This window comes from Streptomyces sp. NPDC001502, from assembly GCF_042894785.1.
Lineage (GTDB): Bacteria > Actinomycetota > Actinomycetes > Streptomycetales > Streptomycetaceae > Streptomyces > Streptomyces kutzneri.
This window is the reverse complement of record NZ_JBIAVW010000032.1, coordinates 19,192-35,239: the sequence shown is the minus strand read 5'-3', so window position 1 is coordinate 35,239 and position 16,048 is coordinate 19,192. Positions and strand designations below refer to the sequence as shown.

The window sequence follows — 16,048 nt, the reverse complement described above, 5'->3', positions numbered from 1 at the left end:
CGGAGGCCCGGCGCCGCCGGCTGATCACGGCGGCGTTCCTCCTCCCGGCGCTCGTGCTGCTCGGTGCGCTCGTCGTGCACCCCATCGGCTACTCCCTCTACCGCAGCTTCTTCGACCGGTCCGGCGACACCTTCGTCGGCGGCGACAACTACCGGGAGATCCTGAGCGACGACACGATCCGCACCGCCCTGAAGAACACCGCGCTCTGGGTGGTGTTCGCCCCGGCCACGGCCACCGCCCTCGGCCTGATCTTCGCGGTGCTCACCGAACGGGTGCGCTGGGGAACGGCGTTCAAGCTGCTGGTCTTCATGCCGATGGCGATCTCGATGCTGGCCGCGGGCATCATCTTCCGGCTCGTCTACGACCACGATCCCGACCGCGGGGTCGCCAACGCGGTCTGGGTCGGGGTCCACGACACCTTCGCGGAGTCCTCGGCCTTCCCCAAGGCCCGCCCGGGCCGGGACTCGCCGCTCGCGGACGCCGGCGGGGGCGCCTTCATCACCCGCGACCCCGTCCGCGCGGGTACCCCGGTGCTGCTCCCGCTGGTCGGGGTGGCACCGGAGGCGCTGCCGGACGGGACCCGGACCGCGGGCAGGTCCGACGCCGTGCCGGGGAAGGTCACCGGCACCGTCTGGCAGGACTTCACCCGGGGCGGGGGCGGTGCGGCGAACGTGGTCGACCCGACCGAGCAGGGCTTCGCCGGGATGCGGATCGAGGCGGTCAAGGACGGCCGGGTGGTCGATACGGCGACGGCCGCCGGCGACGGCACCTTCACCCTGTCCGCGAAGGCCGACGGGGCCCTGCTGCGGCTGCCCGCGGCCAATTTCCGGGAGGCGTACGCGGGGGTGCAGTGGCTCGGCCCGGCGCTCGTCACCCCGGCGGTCATCGGGGCGTACGTATGGATGTGGGCCGGTTTCGCGATGGTGCTGATCGGGGCCGGGCTGGCCGCCGTACCGCGTGAGCTGCTGGAGGCGGCGCGCGTGGACGGGGCGAACGAGTGGCAGGTGTTCCGGCGGATCACCGTCCCGCTGCTCGCGCCCGTCCTGGCGGTCGTGCTCGTCACCCTCGTCATCAACGTCATGAAGATCTTCGACCTGGTCTTCGTGATCGCGCCGGGTGCGGTCCAGGACGACGCGAACGTGCTCGCGCTCCAGCTGTACCGGACCTCCTTCGGCACGGACGCCGATCCGGGGCTGGGCAGTGCCATCGCCGTGCTGCTGCTGTTGCTGGTGATCCCGGTGATGCTCGTGAACATCCGTCGGCTGCGCAAGGAGGGGTCCCGATGAGCGGTACCGACGCGACGCCGGACCCGACGGCGGGCAGTGCGGGAGCCGATCCGCACACGGGGAGGCCCACGGTGGCCGGGCCGGCGACGGCGGAGCCGGCGGACGCCGAACCCGCGTACGCCAGGCCCTCGCACGCCAGGCCCGCCCGCTCCGCTCCCGCTCCCGCCCCCGCCCCCGCCCCCGCCAGGCCTTCGTACGCCACCCTCGTCTCCGCCAAGTTCGCCGCAGGCGCCCTGCGCGTCTTCCTGGTCGTGGCGGCGCTCTTCTGGCTGCTGCCCACGCTCGGGCTGCTGCTCTCCTCGTTGGTCTCCCCCACCGACCTCAACAGCGGCGGCTGGTGGCAGGTGCTCACGGCGCCCTCGCGGCTGACGGCCGACAACTACGAGCGGCTGCTGGCGAACGACACCATCACCGGCTCCCTCCTCAACACGTTCGCGATCGCCGTGCCGGCCACCCTGCTGGTCGTGGTCCTGGGCGCCTTCGCCGGATACGCCTTCGCCTGGCTGGAGTTCCCCGGCCGGGACTGGCTGTTCCTCCTCGTCGTCGGACTGCTCGTGGTCCCCGTACAGGTGGCCCTGATCCCGGTCTCCGAACTCTTCGGCGCCATCGGGCTGTTCGAGACCACGGCGGGCGTGGTCCTCTTCCACACCGCCTTCGGACTGCCCTTCGCCGTGTTCCTGCTGCGCAACTTCTTCGCGGAGATCCCGCGCGAGCTGCTGGAGGCGGCCCGTCTCGACGGGGCGGGTGAACTGCGGCTGTTCGCACGGGTGGTGCTGCCGCTCGGCGCGCCGGCGATCGCCTCGCTCGGCATCTTCGAGTTCCTGTGGGTGTGGAACGACATGCTGGTGGCGCTGGTGTTCGCGGACTCGGCCAGCCCGCCGGTCACGGTCGCGCTCCAGCAGCAGGTACGGCAGTTCGGGAACAACATCGACGTGCTCGCGCCCGGCGCGTTCCTGTCGATGGCGGTCCCGCTCGTCGTCTTCTTCGCCTTCCAGCGGCAGTTCGTCTCGGGGGTGATGGCCGGGGCGATCAAGTGACTTCGATGAAGCAACTTCCCCTCCGCACGGCACATGACGTGCTCCGTTGACGCTGCGTAACCCGAATGCCACACACCGCGTAACCCGATCGCCACGCCGGGGGTTCCTGGGCCATATGCCCGCGCCGACCCCTGGATGTGCCGTGCCCCGGTTCAGCGTCATCGTGCCCGCGTACAAGATCCAGGCCTACCTCCAGGAGAGTCTGGACTCGGTCCTGACGCAGTCGTACCCGGATCTGGAGCTGATCGCGGTCGACGACGCCTCTCCGGACGCCTGCGGTTCGATCATCGACGAGTACGCGGCGCGTGACCCGCGGGTGACGGCAGTCCACCTGGCACACAACCTGGGCCTGGGGCCGGCCCGCAACGCGGGCCTGGCGCGGGCGAGCGGCGACTACCTGATCTTCCTCGACGGCGATGACACCCTCGCTCCCGGCGCCCTGCAGGCCATCACCGACCGGCTGAAGGCCACCGGCTCCCCCGACGTCCTGGTCTACGACTACGCGCGCACCTTCTGGACGGGCGAACGCGTCCGCAACAGCCTCTCCCACCGGCTGTCCGAGGAAGGCCCGGCCAGCTTCCGCCTCGCCGACCGCCCGGCCCTCCTCGGCATGCTGATGGTGGTCTGGAACAAGGCCTACCGCCGCGAGTACGTGGAGCGCGAGGGCCTCGCATTCCCGCCCGGCTTCTACGAGGACACCCCCTGGACCTACCCGGCCCTGCTGGCCGCGGAGTCCGTCGCCGTCCTGGACCGGGTCTGCGTCCACTACCGGCAGCGGCGCACCGGCTCGATCCTGACCACCACCAGCCGCCGCCACCTCGACATCTTCGACCAGTACGACCGGGTCTTCGGCTACCTCGCCGGCCGCCCCGAGCTGGAGCGCTGGCGCCCCGTCCTGCACCGCCGGATGGCCGAGCACTTCTGCGCCCTGTACGCCGACCCGCGCCGCCTCCCGCGCGCCGCCCGGGCCGAGTTCTTCGCCCGGGCCTGCGCCCTGCTGCGCCGCTACCGCGTCCCCGGCGGCAGCAGCGCCCTGCCGCTGTCCCTGTCGCGGACCGACCGGGTCCGGCACACCCTGATGCGGCTGGGCACCCGGCGCACCTACCGGCTGCTGTCGGCGCTGCGCACGGCCGGGCTGGCGCTGGGCCGAGCGGCCTCGGCCCTGTGGCGGGGCCTGCGCGAATCAGCCCTGCGCCTGCACTACCGGACCCAGCGCCTCCTGCCCCTGCGCCCGGAGCTCGCGGTCTTCTCCGCGTACTGGCACGGCGGCTACGCCTGCAACCCGGCGGCGATCGAGGCCAAACTGCGGGAGCTCGCGCCGCAGATGCGCACGGCATGGATCTGCGATCCGGAGCACGCCCCGACCCTGCCCCGCGAGACGACGGCGCTGCGCCCGGGCTCGGCGGCGTACTGGACCGCCCTGGCCAGGGCCAGCTACCTGGTCACGAACGTCAACTTCGACCGCACCCTCGTCAAGCGCCCGGGCCAGGTCCTCGTCCAGACCCAGCACGGCACCCCGCTCAAGCGCGTGGGCCTCGACCTCCAGGACCGCCCGGCGGCCACACCGACGACGGACTTCGCGGGCCTGCTGCGCGGCGCCGACCAGTGGGACTACCTGCTCTCGTCGAACCGGCACTCCACCCTGGTGTGGGAGAAGGCCGTCCCGTCCTCCTACACGACGCTGGAGTACGGCTACCCGCGCAACGACCTCTTCCACCGGGCGGGCCCGGCCGAGGTGCTGGAGCTGCGCGAACGCCTCGGCATCCCGGCGGGCTCGACGGCCGTCCTGTACGCGCCCACGCACCGCGACTACCGGCGCAGCCGGCCGGACCACCTGGACTTCGAGCGGGTGCTGCGGGACCTGGGCCCGCGCTTCACGATCCTGGCCCGCACCCACCTCACGTACGCGGACGTCCCGCCTTCCCCGGACACGCACCCGCGCCTGATCGACGTCTCCTCCCACCCCTCGGTGGAGGAGCTCTGCCTGGCCTCGGACGCGCTGGTGACGGACTACTCGTCCCTGATGTTCGACTACGCGGCGCTGGACCGGCCGATCGTGATCCACGCGGACGACTGGGAGGCGTACGAGGCGGCCCGGGGCACCTACTTCGACCTGCGGTCGTGCCCGCCGGGCGCGATCGCCCGGACCGAGGACGAGCTGGTGGACATCTTCAGCACGGGCCACTGGCAGGGCTCGCGCTCCGCGCAGCTGCGGGCGGCCTTCCGCGCGCGCTTCTGCTCGCACGACGACGGCCACGCGGCGGAGCGCGTGGTGCGCCGGGTCTTCCTGGGGCAGACGGCCCCGATCCCGGCGGTCATCCCCCTGGAGGACCGCCGTCCCACGCCCGCGGCCCCGGCCACTGTCCCGGAACCTTCCCTGGCCCCCCTGGCGACACCGAGCCTCTGGCAGTAGCCGGTCCGTCCGCCGGTCCCGGGAGCGGCGGCGAGCGGCATCCGCTCTTCGCCGTGCACGGCGATTCCCGAACGCCGACGTCTGTGAGGAAACGGAGCACTCCGACCTCATCACGCATATAGCATCCGAGCTGATCGCGCACGATCCGACGTTGGGGGGAACGCGTGGCCGATCTGGGAAAGATCCTCGTAACGGGCAGCAGCGTGGCCCAGAAGCACCTCGATCGCCTGTCCGAGTCCGGCTTCCGGGTGCGCACCGTCCCGGGCCTGCTCAGCGAGGACGAACTGGGCGCCGAGCTGGAACCGTGCACCGCCTACCTGCTGGGCGGGGATGAGTTCGCCTCCCGCCCGGCGCTCACCCGGGCCAAGTCACTGAAGGTCGTCGGCTTCCTCGGAGTGGGATACCAGTCCTTCGTCGACGCCGCCGCCGCCGCCGAACTCGGCATCGCCGTGACCAACACCCCCGGGACGCTCACCAACAGCGTCGCCGAGTTCACCGTCGGCCTGCTCCTCGCCCAGCGCCGGCAGATTCCCTCGTACGCCGACGACTACCGCTCCGGGCGCTCCGGTGCGCAGGAGAAGCAGCACGATCTCGCCGGGCACCGGCTCGGCATCATCGGCCTCGGCGCGATCGGCACCCGCATCGCCGAGATCGGCGCACTGGGGCTGGCGACGGAGACGGCCTACTACTCCCGGACCCGCAAGCCCGAGGTCGAGGAGCGTCTGGGCATCGCGTACAAGGACCTCCCGGGCCTGCTGTCCTGGGCCGAGAACCTCGTCGTCATGGTTCCGGACACCCCCGGGACGCGCGGCATGATCGGCCCGGACGAGGTCGCCCTGCTGCCGGCCGGCGGGATCGCTCTCGTCAACACGGCACGGCCCTGCGTGGTCAGCCCCGCCGCGCTGCTCCAAGGCCTGCGGAGCGGACGCATCCACACGGCGGCGTTCGACGGCTTCTACGACGCGGACGTCCCCGAGACGGCGGAGCTGCTGGCGCTGCCCGCGTCGAAGCTGCTGGTCACCGGGCACATCGGATCGCTGACCCACGACGCGCGCGACGCCATGGCCGTCAAGTGCATCCAGTCCATCGTGAACGTGGTGTCGGGAGAGCAGGACTCCTACGTCGTCAACGGGAGCAACTGAGCCCGGGGCTCCCCACGCGTCATCGGAGCGGGCGTCTCCCCCGGCTGCGTCAGGGCGCGGACGCCGTGGCCGTCAGGCCCGCCACCACCGACCGGGCCAGGTCGTCCAGGTACTGCGCCGGCACGGCGTCGCGGACGACGACCTGGCGCCAGTACAGCGGCCCGATGGCCAGATCCAGCGCCAGGCCCGGATCGGTTCCCTCCGACAGCTCGCCCCGCTCGACCGCCCCGGAGACGATCCCCTCGGCCATGCGGCGCTGCCCGTCGAGCAGCGCGCCGCGCACCGCGTCCGCGATCTCCGGGTTCCGCGCCGCCTCGACGAGCAGGTCGGGGATCACCGCGGAGGCCACCGGGTGCCGCAGCACGTGTGACATGACCTCCAGCAGGGCCCGTACGTCCCCGTACAGGGAGCCGGTCGCGGGCACCGGCAGGCCGTCCACCGCGAAGGCCCCCACCAGGTCCAGCACCAGGTGCAGCTTCGACTTCCACCGCCGGTAGACCGCGGTCTTGCCGACCCCCGCCCGCCGGGCGATGCCCTCGATGGACATCTTCGAGAAGCCGACCGCGGCCAGTTCCTCCACCACCGCGTCGCGGATCGCCTCGGTCACGTCCGCGCGCAGGACGGCGGCCCCGGCGGGGGCTCTACGGGCGGGGGCTGGGGCGGAAGCGGTGGCGGCGGGGTCCGGGGTCATGCAGAGAGCATAGCCGCGTCCCGTCACGACGATACGGTTGCGTTCCGACGCGGCACGCCCTAACCTCGCCGTAGCGACGATACGGACCCGTCCCGACCTTGGCAGTGACGTACTGACCCCGTCGAAAGCGAACCTGTGACCACCGCGACCGCCCCCAAGACCGAGCCCGCGCCCTCTGCGGACCTCGCGCGACTCGCCGCCGCCCACGGCCTCACCCTCAGCGGCGCCCGCCCCACGCTCCCCCGCTACATCGCGGAACTCTGGGACCGCCGCCACTTCGTGACCGCGTACGCGACCGCCCGCATGCAGGCCACGTACAGCACCGCCAAGCTCGGCCAGCTCTGGCACCTGGTGACCCCGCTCCTCAACGCGGCCGTCTACTACTTCATCTTCGGCATCGTGATGAAGGCCAGCCACGGGGTGCCGGACTACGTGCCCTTCCTGATCACCGGCATCTTCGTCTGGGACTTCATCGGCAGCTCCGTCAACGCCGGCACCCGCTCCGTCCACAGCAACCGCGGCCTGGTCCGCGCCCTGCACTTCCCGCGCGCCAGCCTGCCCATCTCCACCGTCGTCCAGCTCTTCCAGCAGCTGCTCGTCACCATGGGCGCCCTGGTCATCCTGCTCCTGGCCTTCGGCCAGCGGCCCGCCTGGTCCTGGTTCCTGGCTTTCCCGGCCCTGCTGCTGATGGCCGTCTTCGCCGCCGGCTGCGCGATGGTCATGGCGCGCATCGGCAGCAAGAGCCCGGACGTCAGCCAGCTGATGCCCTTCGTCCTGCGCACCTGGATGTACTCCTCGGGCGTCATGTGGTCGATCGACCAGATGCTCAAGTCGGACCACCTGCCGCACCACTGGGTGCTGACACTGCTCAAGCTCAACCCCGCCGCCGTCTACATCGACCTGATGCGCTTCGCGCTGATCGACAGCTTCCAGGCGCACTCGCTCCCGCCCCACGCGTGGCCGCTGGCCATCGGCTGGGCCCTGCTGGCCGGCGTCGGCGGCTTCATCTGGTTCTGGAAGGCAGAAGAGGAGTACGGACGTGGCTGACACCGCCCCGAAGAACGACACCCGGGTACCGACCGTCATCGCCGACGGGGTCCACGTCATCTACAAGGTCCACGGCACCGGCGCCCGCAAGGGCGGAGCCACGGCGGCGCTCAGCCGGGTCTTCTCCCGCAAGCCGTCCCCCGGCATCAAGGAGGTGCACGCCGTCAAGGGCGTCACCTTCACCGCGTACAAGGGCGAGGCCATCGGCCTCATCGGCTCCAACGGCTCGGGCAAATCCACCTTGCTGGCCGCCATCGCCGGCCTCCAGCCGGTGGCCCGCGGCCGGATCTACTCGCACGGCCAGCCGTCCCTGCTCGGCGTGAACGCCGCCCTGATGAACGACCTGACCGGCGAGCGCAACGTCGTCCTCGGCGGCCTCGCGATGGGCATGTCCAAGCAGCAGATCCGCGAGCGCTACCAGGGGATCGTCGACTTCTCCGGCATCAACGAGAAGGGCGACTTCATCTCCCTGCCCATGCGGACGTACTCCTCCGGCATGGGCGCCCGGCTGCGGTTCTCCATCGCCGCCGCCAAGGACCACGACGTCCTGATGATCGACGAGGCCCTGGCCACCGGCGACGCCGCCTTCCAGCGCCGCAGCCAGGCCCGCATCGAGGAACTCCGCGAGCACGCCGGCACCGTCTTCCTCGTCAGCCACGGCATCAACACGGTCCGCGAGACCTGCGACCGCGCGATCTGGCTGGAGGCCGGAGTCCTCCGCATGGACGGCCCCTCGGCAGAGGTCTGCGACGCCTACGAGGCCTTCACAGCGGGCCGCTGACCAGCCCCGCCCCGACCTTCCTGGGCTCCGCCCAGACCCGCGCCTCAAACGCCGGCGGGGCTGGAAAATCCAGCCCCGCCGGCGTTTGAGGCGCAACGGGCCGGGCCCGGGACCACTTGGTCCCGGGCCCGGCCCGTTCGGCAAAGCCGACCGATCAGCTGTGCACGCGCAACAGCGACCGCATCGTCCGCATCGCCACCGACAGGTTCGCCAGGTCGAAGTCGTCCGACCCCTGGATCTCGTCCAGAGTCGTCCGCGCCCGCCCGATGATGGCCGTGTTCTTCTCCTCCCACGCCTTGAAGCGCTCCTCGGGAGTCGACGTGCCGTTGCCCACCGACAGCACGTCCGCGGTCAGCGCCGCGTGCGCCGCGAAGAGGTCCTCACGGATGGAGGCGCGGGCCATCGACTGCCAGCGGTCGGACCGCGGCAGCTCGATGATCCGGTCCATCAGCTGGGTGATGGCCAGGCGGTCGGCGAGGTCGTAGTACACCTCGGCGACCTCCAGCGGGTCCACACCCGTGCGGTCCGCGATCGCGACGATGTCCAGCGCCGGGAAGGCGGAGGAGAAGCCGGCCACCTTGGCGGCCAGTTCCTCCGGGACGCCCTCACCCGTCAGCTCGTCCATGATCGACTGGTACCACTCCAGGTCGGCGCCGCGCACCAGCTTCGGCAGCTCGGCCCAGACCTGGCCCACGCGCTCCTCGAAGAAGGCGATGGTCTCGGTGATCTGGAGCGGCTGCGGCCGGTTGTTCAGCAGCCAGCGGGTACCGCGCTCGACCAGGCGCCGCGAGTGCAGCCGCACCCGGGTCTGGACGTCGGCGGCGACCTTGTTGTCGAGCGCCTCCACCGCGTCCCACACGTCGGCCAGGCCGAAGATCTCGCGGGCGGCGAGCTGCGCGCGGACGATCTCCTCCGTGGAGGCCCCGCTCTCCTCGCGCAGACGGTGCAGGAAGGTCGAACCACCCGTGTTGACGGTGTCGTTGACCAGGATGGTGGTGATGATCTCCCGGCGCAGCGCGTGCGTGTCGATCTGCTCGGTGAGCCGCTCGGCCAGGGCGGCCGGGAAGTACGCGAAGAGCAGACGGCGCAGGTACGGGTCGTCCGGCAGCTCGGTGGCGATGAGCTCGTCCGCCACCGTGATCTTGGTGTAGGCGAAGAGCACGGCCAGCTCGGGCTGGGTCAGGCCCTTGCCGCCGCCCAGCAGCTCACGGATCTGCCGGTCGGTGGGCAGGAACTCCAGCGCCCGGTCGAGGAGCCCGTCGCGCTCCAGCCGCCGCATGTAGCGCTGCTGGGCGTGGAGCAGGCTCGGGGCCTGCGCCGCGCCGTTGGCGAGCGCGATGTTCTGCGCGTAGTTGTTGCGCAGCACCAGGTGGCCGACCTCGTCGGTCATCTGGGCCAGCAGCTTGTTGCGCTGCTTGACGGTCATGTCGCCGTCCGTGACGACCGCGTTCAGCAGGATCTTGATGTTCACCTCGTGGTCGGAGGTGTCCACGCCCGCGCTGTTGTCGATGGCGTCGGTGTTGACCTTGCCGCCCTCGCCGCCGGCGCCGGTGCGGGCGAACTCGATCCGGCCGAGCTGGGTCAGGCCCAGGTTGCCGCCCTCGCCGATGACCTTGGCCCGCACGTCGGAGCCGTTGACGCGGATGGCGTCGTTGGCCTTGTCGCCGACGTCCGCGTGCGTCTCGGCGGTGGCCTTGACGTACGTACCGATGCCGCCGTTCCACAGCAGGTCCACGGGGGACTGCAGGATCGCCTTCATCAGGTCGGCGGGGGTCATCTTGGTGACGCCCGCCTCGATGCCGAGGGCCTCACGGACCTGCGCGGTGATCGGGACGGCCTTCGCGGAACGCGGGTGGATGCCACCGCCCGCCGAGATCAGCGAGGTGTCGTAGTCGGCCCACGAGGAGCGCGGCAGCTCGAACAGGCGCCGGCGCTCGGCGTAGGAGATGGCCGCGTCCGGGTGCGGGTCGATGAAGATGTGCCGGTGGTCGAAGGCGGCGACCAGGCGGATGTGCTCGGAGAGCAGCATGCCGTTGCCGAACACGTCACCGGACATGTCACCGACGCCGACGACGGTGAAGTCCTCGGTCTGGGTGTCGTGGCCCAGCTCGCGGAAGTGCCGCTTGACGGACTCCCACGCGCCGCGGGCGGTGATGCCCATGCCCTTGTGGTCGTAGCCGGCCGAGCCGCCCGACGCGAAGGCGTCGCCGAGCCAGAAGCCGTACGACTCGGCCACTCCGTTGGCGATGTCGGAGAAGGTCGCGGTGCCCTTGTCGGCGGCGACGACGAGGTAGGTGTCGTCCTCGTCGTGGCGGACCACGCCCTTCGGGGGCAGGACCTCGCCGGCGACCATGTTGTCGGTGATGTCGAGCAGCGCCGAGATGAAGATCTTGTACGAGGCGATGCCCTCGGCGAGCCAGGCGTCACGGTCCACCGACGGGTCGGGGAGGTTCTTCGCGACGAAGCCGCCCTTGGCGCCGACCGGCACGATCACGGTGTTCTTGACCATCTGCGCCTTGACCAGGCCGAGGATCTCCGTACGGAAGTCCTCGCGGCGGTCGGACCAGCGCAGGCCGCCTCGGGCGACCTTGCCGAAGCGCAGGTGGACGCCCTCGACGCGCGGGGAGTAGACCCAGATCTCGAAGGCCGGACGCGGGGCCGGCAGGTCCGGGATGGCTTGCGGGTCGAACTTCATCGACACGTACGAGTGCTGCTCGCCCACGCCGTTGAGCTGGAAGAAGTTCGTGCGCAGCGTGGCCTTGATGAGGGTGAGGAAGGCCCGCAGGATGCGGTCCTCGTCGAGCGAGGCGACCTGGTCCAGGGCCCCGTCGAGCTCCTCCAGCATGGCGTCCACGAGCTCGCTGCCGGCGGTCTGGCGCACGGGCGCCATCCGGGCCTCGAAGAGCGAGACCAGCAGCCGGGTGGTGTGGACGTTGTTGCGGAGGGTGTCCTCCATGTAGTCCTGGCTGAAGGTGGAGCCGGCCTGGCGCAGGTACTTGGCGTACGCGCGCAGGACGACGGCCTGCCGCCAGGTGAGCCCGGCACTCAGCACCAGGGCGTTGAAGTTGTCGTTCTCCGCGTCGCCCTGCCAGACCGCGGCGAAGGCGTCCTGGAAACGCTCGCGGGCGTCGTCGCCGAGGTAGTTGTCCCCGTTGCCGGTGACGGGCATCCGCAGACCGAAGTCGTAGATCCAGGCGCTGACCCGGTCGGAGCGGCGCAGCTCGTACGGGCGCTCGTCGGTGACCTCGACGCCCAGGCGCTGCAGCACCGGCAGGACCGCGGAGAGCGAGACCTGGTCGCCGGTACGGAAGATCTTGAACCGGCGCTCGCCGGGGCCCGCGCCGACGGGCTCGTAGAGCGAGAGCGCGAACTGGCGGTCGCTGGCGGCGAGCCGCTCCAGGTGGACCAGGTCGGCGACGGCCGCGCGCGGCGAGTGGTCGGCCTTGTAGCCCTCGGCGAAGGAGGTGCCGTAGCGGCGCAGCAGCTCGGCGGCGCGCTCCTCGCCGCACTCGGCGATCAGCGCTTCCTGGAAGCCGTCGGCCCAGGAGCGGGCGGCCTCGACGAGACGGCCCTCGATGCGCTCGACGTCGGAGTCGGTCAGCGCGGGCAGCTCGGTGCCCTGCGGGACGCGGACGACGAAGTGGATGCGGGAGAGGATCGACTCGGTGTTCCACGCGGTGAAGTCGACGCTGATGCCGCCGAGCTCCTCGCGGAGGATGTCCATCAGGCGCAGCCGCACCCCGGTGGTGAACCGGTCGCGGGGCAGGTAGACGAGCGCCGAGTAGTAGCGCCCGTACTCGTCCTGGCGCAGGTACAGCCGCAGCCGGCGGCGTTCCTGGAGGTACAGGACGGAGGTGACGATGGCCTGGAGCTGGTCGACCGGGGTCTGGAACAGCTCGTCGCGCGGGTACGTCTCCAGGATCTGCAGCAGGTCGCGGCCGTCGTGGCTGCTCGGCGCGAAGCCGGCGCCGTCGAGGACCTCGACGACCTTGCGGCGGATGACCGGGACGCGGCGCACGGACTCGGTGTACGCGGCGGAGGAGAACAGGCCGAGGAAGCGGCGCTCGCCGACGACGTTGCCGTCGGCGTCGAACTTCTTGACGCCGACGTAGTCGAGGTACGAGGGGCGGTGCACGGTGGAGCGGCTGTTGGCCTTGGTCAGCACCAGCAGGCGGTGCTCGCGGGCCTTGGCGCGGGCGTCGGCCGGCAGCCGGTTGAAGGACGGCGAGACCGGGTGGCCGTCGTCCTTGCCGCTGTGGTGCGGGTCGGAGCGCAGGATGCCGAGGCCGGTGCCGGGCACGGCGGCCAGGGAGTCGCCGTCGACGAGGTTGTACTCGCGGTAGCCGAGGAAGGTGAAGTGGTCGTCGGCGAGCCAGCGCAGCAGCTCACGGGCCTCTTCGAGCTCGTACTCGCGCAGGTCGGGGGCGGTGTGCTCCTCGGGCAGGCCTTCGGCGATGCGCAGCGCGGCGTCGCGCATCTTCTCCCAGTCCTCGACGGACTCCCGTACGTCGGACAGGACGCGCAGCAGGTCGGCGTTGATCTGCTTGAGGTCGGCGCGGTCGGTCTCGCGGTCGATCTCGACGTGGATCCAGGACTCGACGAGGGAGTCGTGGGGGCGCGCCGTGCGGGGACCGTGGGCGTCGCAGTCGGGACCGAGGATCTCGATCAGCTTGCCGGTGACGTCACGGCGGACGACGACCTGCGGGTGGATCACGACGTGGATGCCGCGGCCCTGGCGGGACAGCTCGTTCGTCACGGAGTCCACGAGGAAGGGCATGTCGTCGGTGACGACCTCGACGACGGAGTGGCTGGAGGTCCAGCCGTTCTCCTCCACCGTGGGCGTGTGCACGCGCACGTTCGCGGTGCCCTGCGGCCGGTTCTCGGCGAGCCGGTAGTGCGAGAGCGCGGCTCCGAACACATCGACCGGGTCCCGGTCCGCGAGGTCCTCGGGCGCCGTGTGCAGGTAGTAGCGCTGGAGGTAGGAGAGAACGGTGTCCTGGTCTGGACGCTCTCCCCGCTCGGACCCAGTCGGAAGTAGCCCCCCGGCCGGGCTGTGCTCAGCTACCCGGGCCGCCCGTGCGAGCAGCTCGGCCTTTGCTTCGTCCAGCTTGGTCTGCATGTCCTCTGGCTCCTGTCGCGCGCCATTGCGTGACGTAGGTGAAGGAAGGAATGACATAGCGCCGCGAGGCGGGGTGTCCGTTCGGGATCGACGCTATGCCGTCGAGAGAGCCGACCGGGAGGGAATGAGCCATGATCGGCCGGAAGTCCCGGGGGCGGGGATCAGCGAAGGCCCGGGCACGGTCGTGCGCCGGGCGCAGGCCGGAGGCTTCAGTGCCCCCGATGACTATCGCGCTGATCACGGGTACAAGGCTATCCCGACCTACCCCCAGGACGTCATTCGCTGCATCTGTACAAATCTTGGGGTGGAACTTTGACACTCTGGCCAGCGACGTGACCGGCCGTCCGTGCAGCGGCCTGTCCAGTGCTTATCCGGACAGCTCGCGAGCTGTCCGGACGGCCTCGGCCAGGCTGTCCACGACCGGCACTCCGGCTGATTCCAGACTGCTGCGGCTGTGCGAGCCGCCCGTGTAGAGAACCGCCCGGGCACCCACGTGGGCGGCGGCGAGGGCGTCGTCCACGGCGTCTCCGATGAGGACCGTACGGTCCGCCGTCACACCCGTCCCGTCGAGGGCGGCCAGGTGGCGTACGAGGTGTCCCGCCTTGGAGGTGTGCGAGGGGCCGATCCGGCCGTCGACGCGCAGGAAGTGCTGGTCGATGCGGTGGAGCCGGACCAGGGGGACGAGCTTGTCGTGGGGCGCGAGGGACAGCAGGGACTGGGTGAGCCCGTCCAGCTGCCAGTCCCGGAGCAGCTCCCGGGCGCCCTCGGCCAGCCCGGCGTCCTCGGCGGCGGCCCAGTAGTGGCGGTGGAAGGTGTCGTCCATGACCAGCCACTCCTCCTCGGTGGGGAGCCGGCCCATGAGGCGCTCGTAGAACTTCGGCACCGGTACGACGTACAGGTCGCGGTAGGTCTCCAGGGTGATCGGCGCGAAGCCGAGCTCGGCGAAGGAGGCGTTGGTCGCGGCTATGACGGCGTCGATGTCGTGCAGGAGCGTGCCGTTCCAGTCCCAGACGATGTGGTTCGTGCGGGTGGTGGCGGTGGCGTCGGTCGCGGCGGTCGTGCCGATCACTTCAGCAGCCCCGGAATCTCCTGCACGCCGAACCACAGCAGTTCGTGGTCCTCGGCGGCGTCGACGGTGTGCTGCGCGTCCGTGTCCCCGCCGTCGGCGGCCTCCAGGGCCCCTGCGGCGGCTGCCACGTCCTCGTCGGCGTCATCGGCGTCCACGTGCACGGCGGCGGCCACGGCGAGCCGTACGGCGGCGGCCAGGGTCACCAGGCCGAGAGCGGCCTCGTCGGCCCCGGGGGCGGCGGTGGCGGCGGTGGCGGCGGTGGCGGCCTTGTCGTCGACGTCGAGGGCGACCACGACGCGCCGGCGGGGGGCGCCCGCGTCCGCGGCGACCAGCCGCAGGGAGGCGAGCGCGGCCCGGTTCAGGGCCGCGTACTCCAGCTCCTCGATGTCGTCCGACACGTACCACTCGCGGAGTTCGGGGGTGACGGCGTACGCCGGCAGCGGGGCGGGGCCCAGCTCACCCGCCCGGTGCACCTCGGCGAGCCCGGGGAGGGTCAGGGGGACGTACACGCGCATGGCCGGCTGCTTTCGGTAGTCGGAAACGCCCTCAGGATACGACTCGGACGGGGCCGGGCGGGTGATGGACTCCGTCCCCCTTCGGGGCGCCGTACCGGGAGCCGCGCCCGTCCACCCGGGTACGCGCACGGGCCCCGTCCGGGGCGGGGGACCGGCTGCCGCCCACCCGGATAGGTGAAGCGGGCCGGTGGCCGGGCGGGCCGCGGGCGTGGTTGCGGAGCGTGTTCGGCGGCCGTAGAAGATCCCCATCAAGTTACCGCCCGGTACCGCTCCGGGCCCGGCCTGTTCGGGGGCAGCTCGCGATGGACACCACGATGCGCGGCACGATGACCGGCAACGACGGCAGCCGCCGGCGGCCGGCGGGCCGGACCCGCACCCGGCCCGCCGGCCGCCGCGACCCGCGGCGCCCGGCCGGCCCCCCGCGCACCCTGCGGCTCGGCCCGCACCACTGGTTCGCCGAACACCTCCTCGCGGTGGTCAGCGGCCTGCGCCCGGTCCACTCGCTCCTCGGCCACACCATCGGCCCCGCCTACCAGCAGCTGATCACCCTGGCTCCCACGGACCCCCTCCGCGACCGCCTCCGCCCGGTCGTCCGCCAGTGCGGCCGCTTCACCCCGGGCCCGGGAGTCATCGAGGCCTTCGCCCGCATCGCCACGGGCGACCGCCTCACCGCGATGGCCTTCCGCCTGGAACAGGGCCCGGACCTCCGCTGGCGCTGCGCAGCGGTGGAAATCCAGGGCCCCCGCCCGTAGCCCAGCCCAGCCCCGCCCCTTCCCAGCCCCGCCGCACCCTTCCAGCCCCGCCGGCGTTTGAGGCGCGGGGTCTGGGGCGGAGCCCCAGCAGCGGCGCCGCACCCGACACAACGCGGCCGGGGGGGGGCCCCCCCCCCGGGCCCGCCCCCCCCCCGGCCCCCCCCCCCCCCCCCCCCCGGGGGGCGCAACACCCCCG

At 71.7% G+C, this 16,048-nt stretch carries 11 protein-coding genes; 7 read left to right on the top strand and 4 right to left on the bottom strand.

The annotated features are described in order from the left end of the window. Positions 1–20: 20 nt before the first annotated feature. The 4 genes from ACFY0D_RS36455 to ACFY0D_RS36440 all read left to right on the top strand — a co-directional run bounded on the left by ACFY0D_RS36455 (position 21) and on the right by ACFY0D_RS36440 (position 5,878). Positions 21–1,286 (top strand): carbohydrate ABC transporter permease, encoded by a 1,266-nt coding sequence (locus tag ACFY0D_RS36455; protein WP_390802231.1) that lies wholly within the window; start codon positions 21–23, stop codon positions 1,284–1,286. Continuing rightward, positions 1,283–2,323, top strand: coding sequence for a carbohydrate ABC transporter permease (locus ACFY0D_RS36450; RefSeq protein ID WP_390802196.1), 1,041 nt, complete (start codon positions 1,283–1,285; stop codon positions 2,321–2,323). The genes ACFY0D_RS36455 and ACFY0D_RS36450 overlap by 4 nt, the downstream gene beginning before the upstream one ends. Positions 2,324–2,465: 142 nt before the next feature. Continuing rightward, positions 2,466–4,736 (top strand): CDP-glycerol glycerophosphotransferase family protein, encoded by a 2,271-nt coding sequence (locus tag ACFY0D_RS36445; protein ID WP_390802195.1) that lies wholly within the window; start codon positions 2,466–2,468, stop codon positions 4,734–4,736. A 164-nt stretch (positions 4,737–4,900) separates the two neighbouring features. Next, positions 4,901–5,878 (top strand): 2-hydroxyacid dehydrogenase, encoded by a 978-nt coding sequence (locus ACFY0D_RS36440; RefSeq protein WP_390802194.1) that lies wholly within the window; start codon positions 4,901–4,903, stop codon positions 5,876–5,878. A gap of 49 nt (positions 5,879–5,927) precedes the next feature. On the opposite strand, the gene ACFY0D_RS36435 is transcribed toward ACFY0D_RS36440, so the two are convergent. Next, the gene (locus ACFY0D_RS36435) at positions 5,928–6,569 is read right to left on the bottom strand and encodes a TetR/AcrR family transcriptional regulator (protein WP_390802193.1); all 642 of its coding nucleotides are present in this window, start codon (positions 6,567–6,569) and stop codon (positions 5,928–5,930) included. Between the two features lie 135 nt (positions 6,570–6,704). Here ACFY0D_RS36435 and ACFY0D_RS36430 point away from each other — a divergent pair, with 135 nt between their 5' ends. Both ACFY0D_RS36430 and ACFY0D_RS36425 read left to right on the top strand, forming a co-directional pair. Further along, positions 6,705–7,616 carry an ABC transporter permease gene (locus ACFY0D_RS36430; protein ID WP_390802192.1) on the top strand — a complete coding sequence of 304 codons (912 nt, stop codon included), beginning with the start codon at positions 6,705–6,707 and terminating at the stop codon, positions 7,614–7,616. After that, entirely contained in the window at positions 7,609–8,397 is a 789-nt protein-coding gene (locus tag ACFY0D_RS36425; RefSeq protein ID WP_390802191.1) for an ABC transporter ATP-binding protein, read from the top strand. Before ACFY0D_RS36430 ends, ACFY0D_RS36425 begins: the two co-directional genes overlap by 8 nt. Positions 8,398–8,551: 154 nt before the next feature. On the opposite strand, the gene ACFY0D_RS36420 is transcribed toward ACFY0D_RS36425, so the two are convergent. The 3 genes from ACFY0D_RS36420 to ACFY0D_RS36410 form a co-directional block, all read right to left on the bottom strand. Then, positions 8,552–13,516, bottom strand: a complete 4,965-nt coding sequence (locus tag ACFY0D_RS36420) for an NAD-glutamate dehydrogenase (protein ID WP_390802190.1) — start codon at positions 13,514–13,516, stop codon at positions 8,552–8,554. 367 nt (positions 13,517–13,883) lie between these two features. Then, the gene (locus tag ACFY0D_RS36415; RefSeq protein WP_390802189.1) at positions 13,884–14,585 is read right to left on the bottom strand and encodes an HAD family hydrolase; all 702 of its coding nucleotides are present in this window, start codon (positions 14,583–14,585) and stop codon (positions 13,884–13,886) included. Then, positions 14,582–15,100 carry a DUF6912 family protein gene (locus tag ACFY0D_RS36410; RefSeq protein WP_390802188.1) on the bottom strand — a complete coding sequence of 173 codons (519 nt, stop codon included), beginning with the start codon at positions 15,098–15,100 and terminating at the stop codon, positions 14,582–14,584. Before ACFY0D_RS36410 ends, ACFY0D_RS36415 begins: the two co-directional genes overlap by 4 nt. Before the next feature lie 302 nt (positions 15,101–15,402). Between ACFY0D_RS36410 and ACFY0D_RS36405 the strand changes: the two genes are divergently transcribed. Then, entirely contained in the window at positions 15,403–15,852 is a 450-nt protein-coding gene (locus ACFY0D_RS36405; protein WP_373037100.1) for an Rv3235 family protein, read from the top strand. The last annotated feature ends 196 nt before the right edge of the window (positions 15,853–16,048 follow it).

Excerpts from the sequence above, each read along its gene's own strand:
- ACFY0D_RS36450 (WP_390802196.1), top strand. The coding sequence starts at position 1,283 with ATGAGCGGTACCGACGCGACGCCGGACCCGACGGCGGGCAGTGCGGGA.
- ACFY0D_RS36435 (WP_390802193.1), bottom strand. The coding sequence starts at position 6,569 with ATGACCCCGGACCCCGCCGCCACCGCTTCCGCCCCAGCCCCCGCCCGT.
- ACFY0D_RS36420 (WP_390802190.1), bottom strand. The coding sequence starts at position 13,516 with ATGCAGACCAAGCTGGACGAAGCAAAGGCCGAGCTGCTCGCACGGGCG.
- ACFY0D_RS36410 (WP_390802188.1), bottom strand. The coding sequence starts at position 15,100 with ATGCGCGTGTACGTCCCCCTGACCCTCCCCGGGCTCGCCGAGGTGCAC.
- ACFY0D_RS36405 (WP_373037100.1), top strand. The coding sequence starts at position 15,403 with ATGGACACCACGATGCGCGGCACGATGACCGGCAACGACGGCAGCCGC.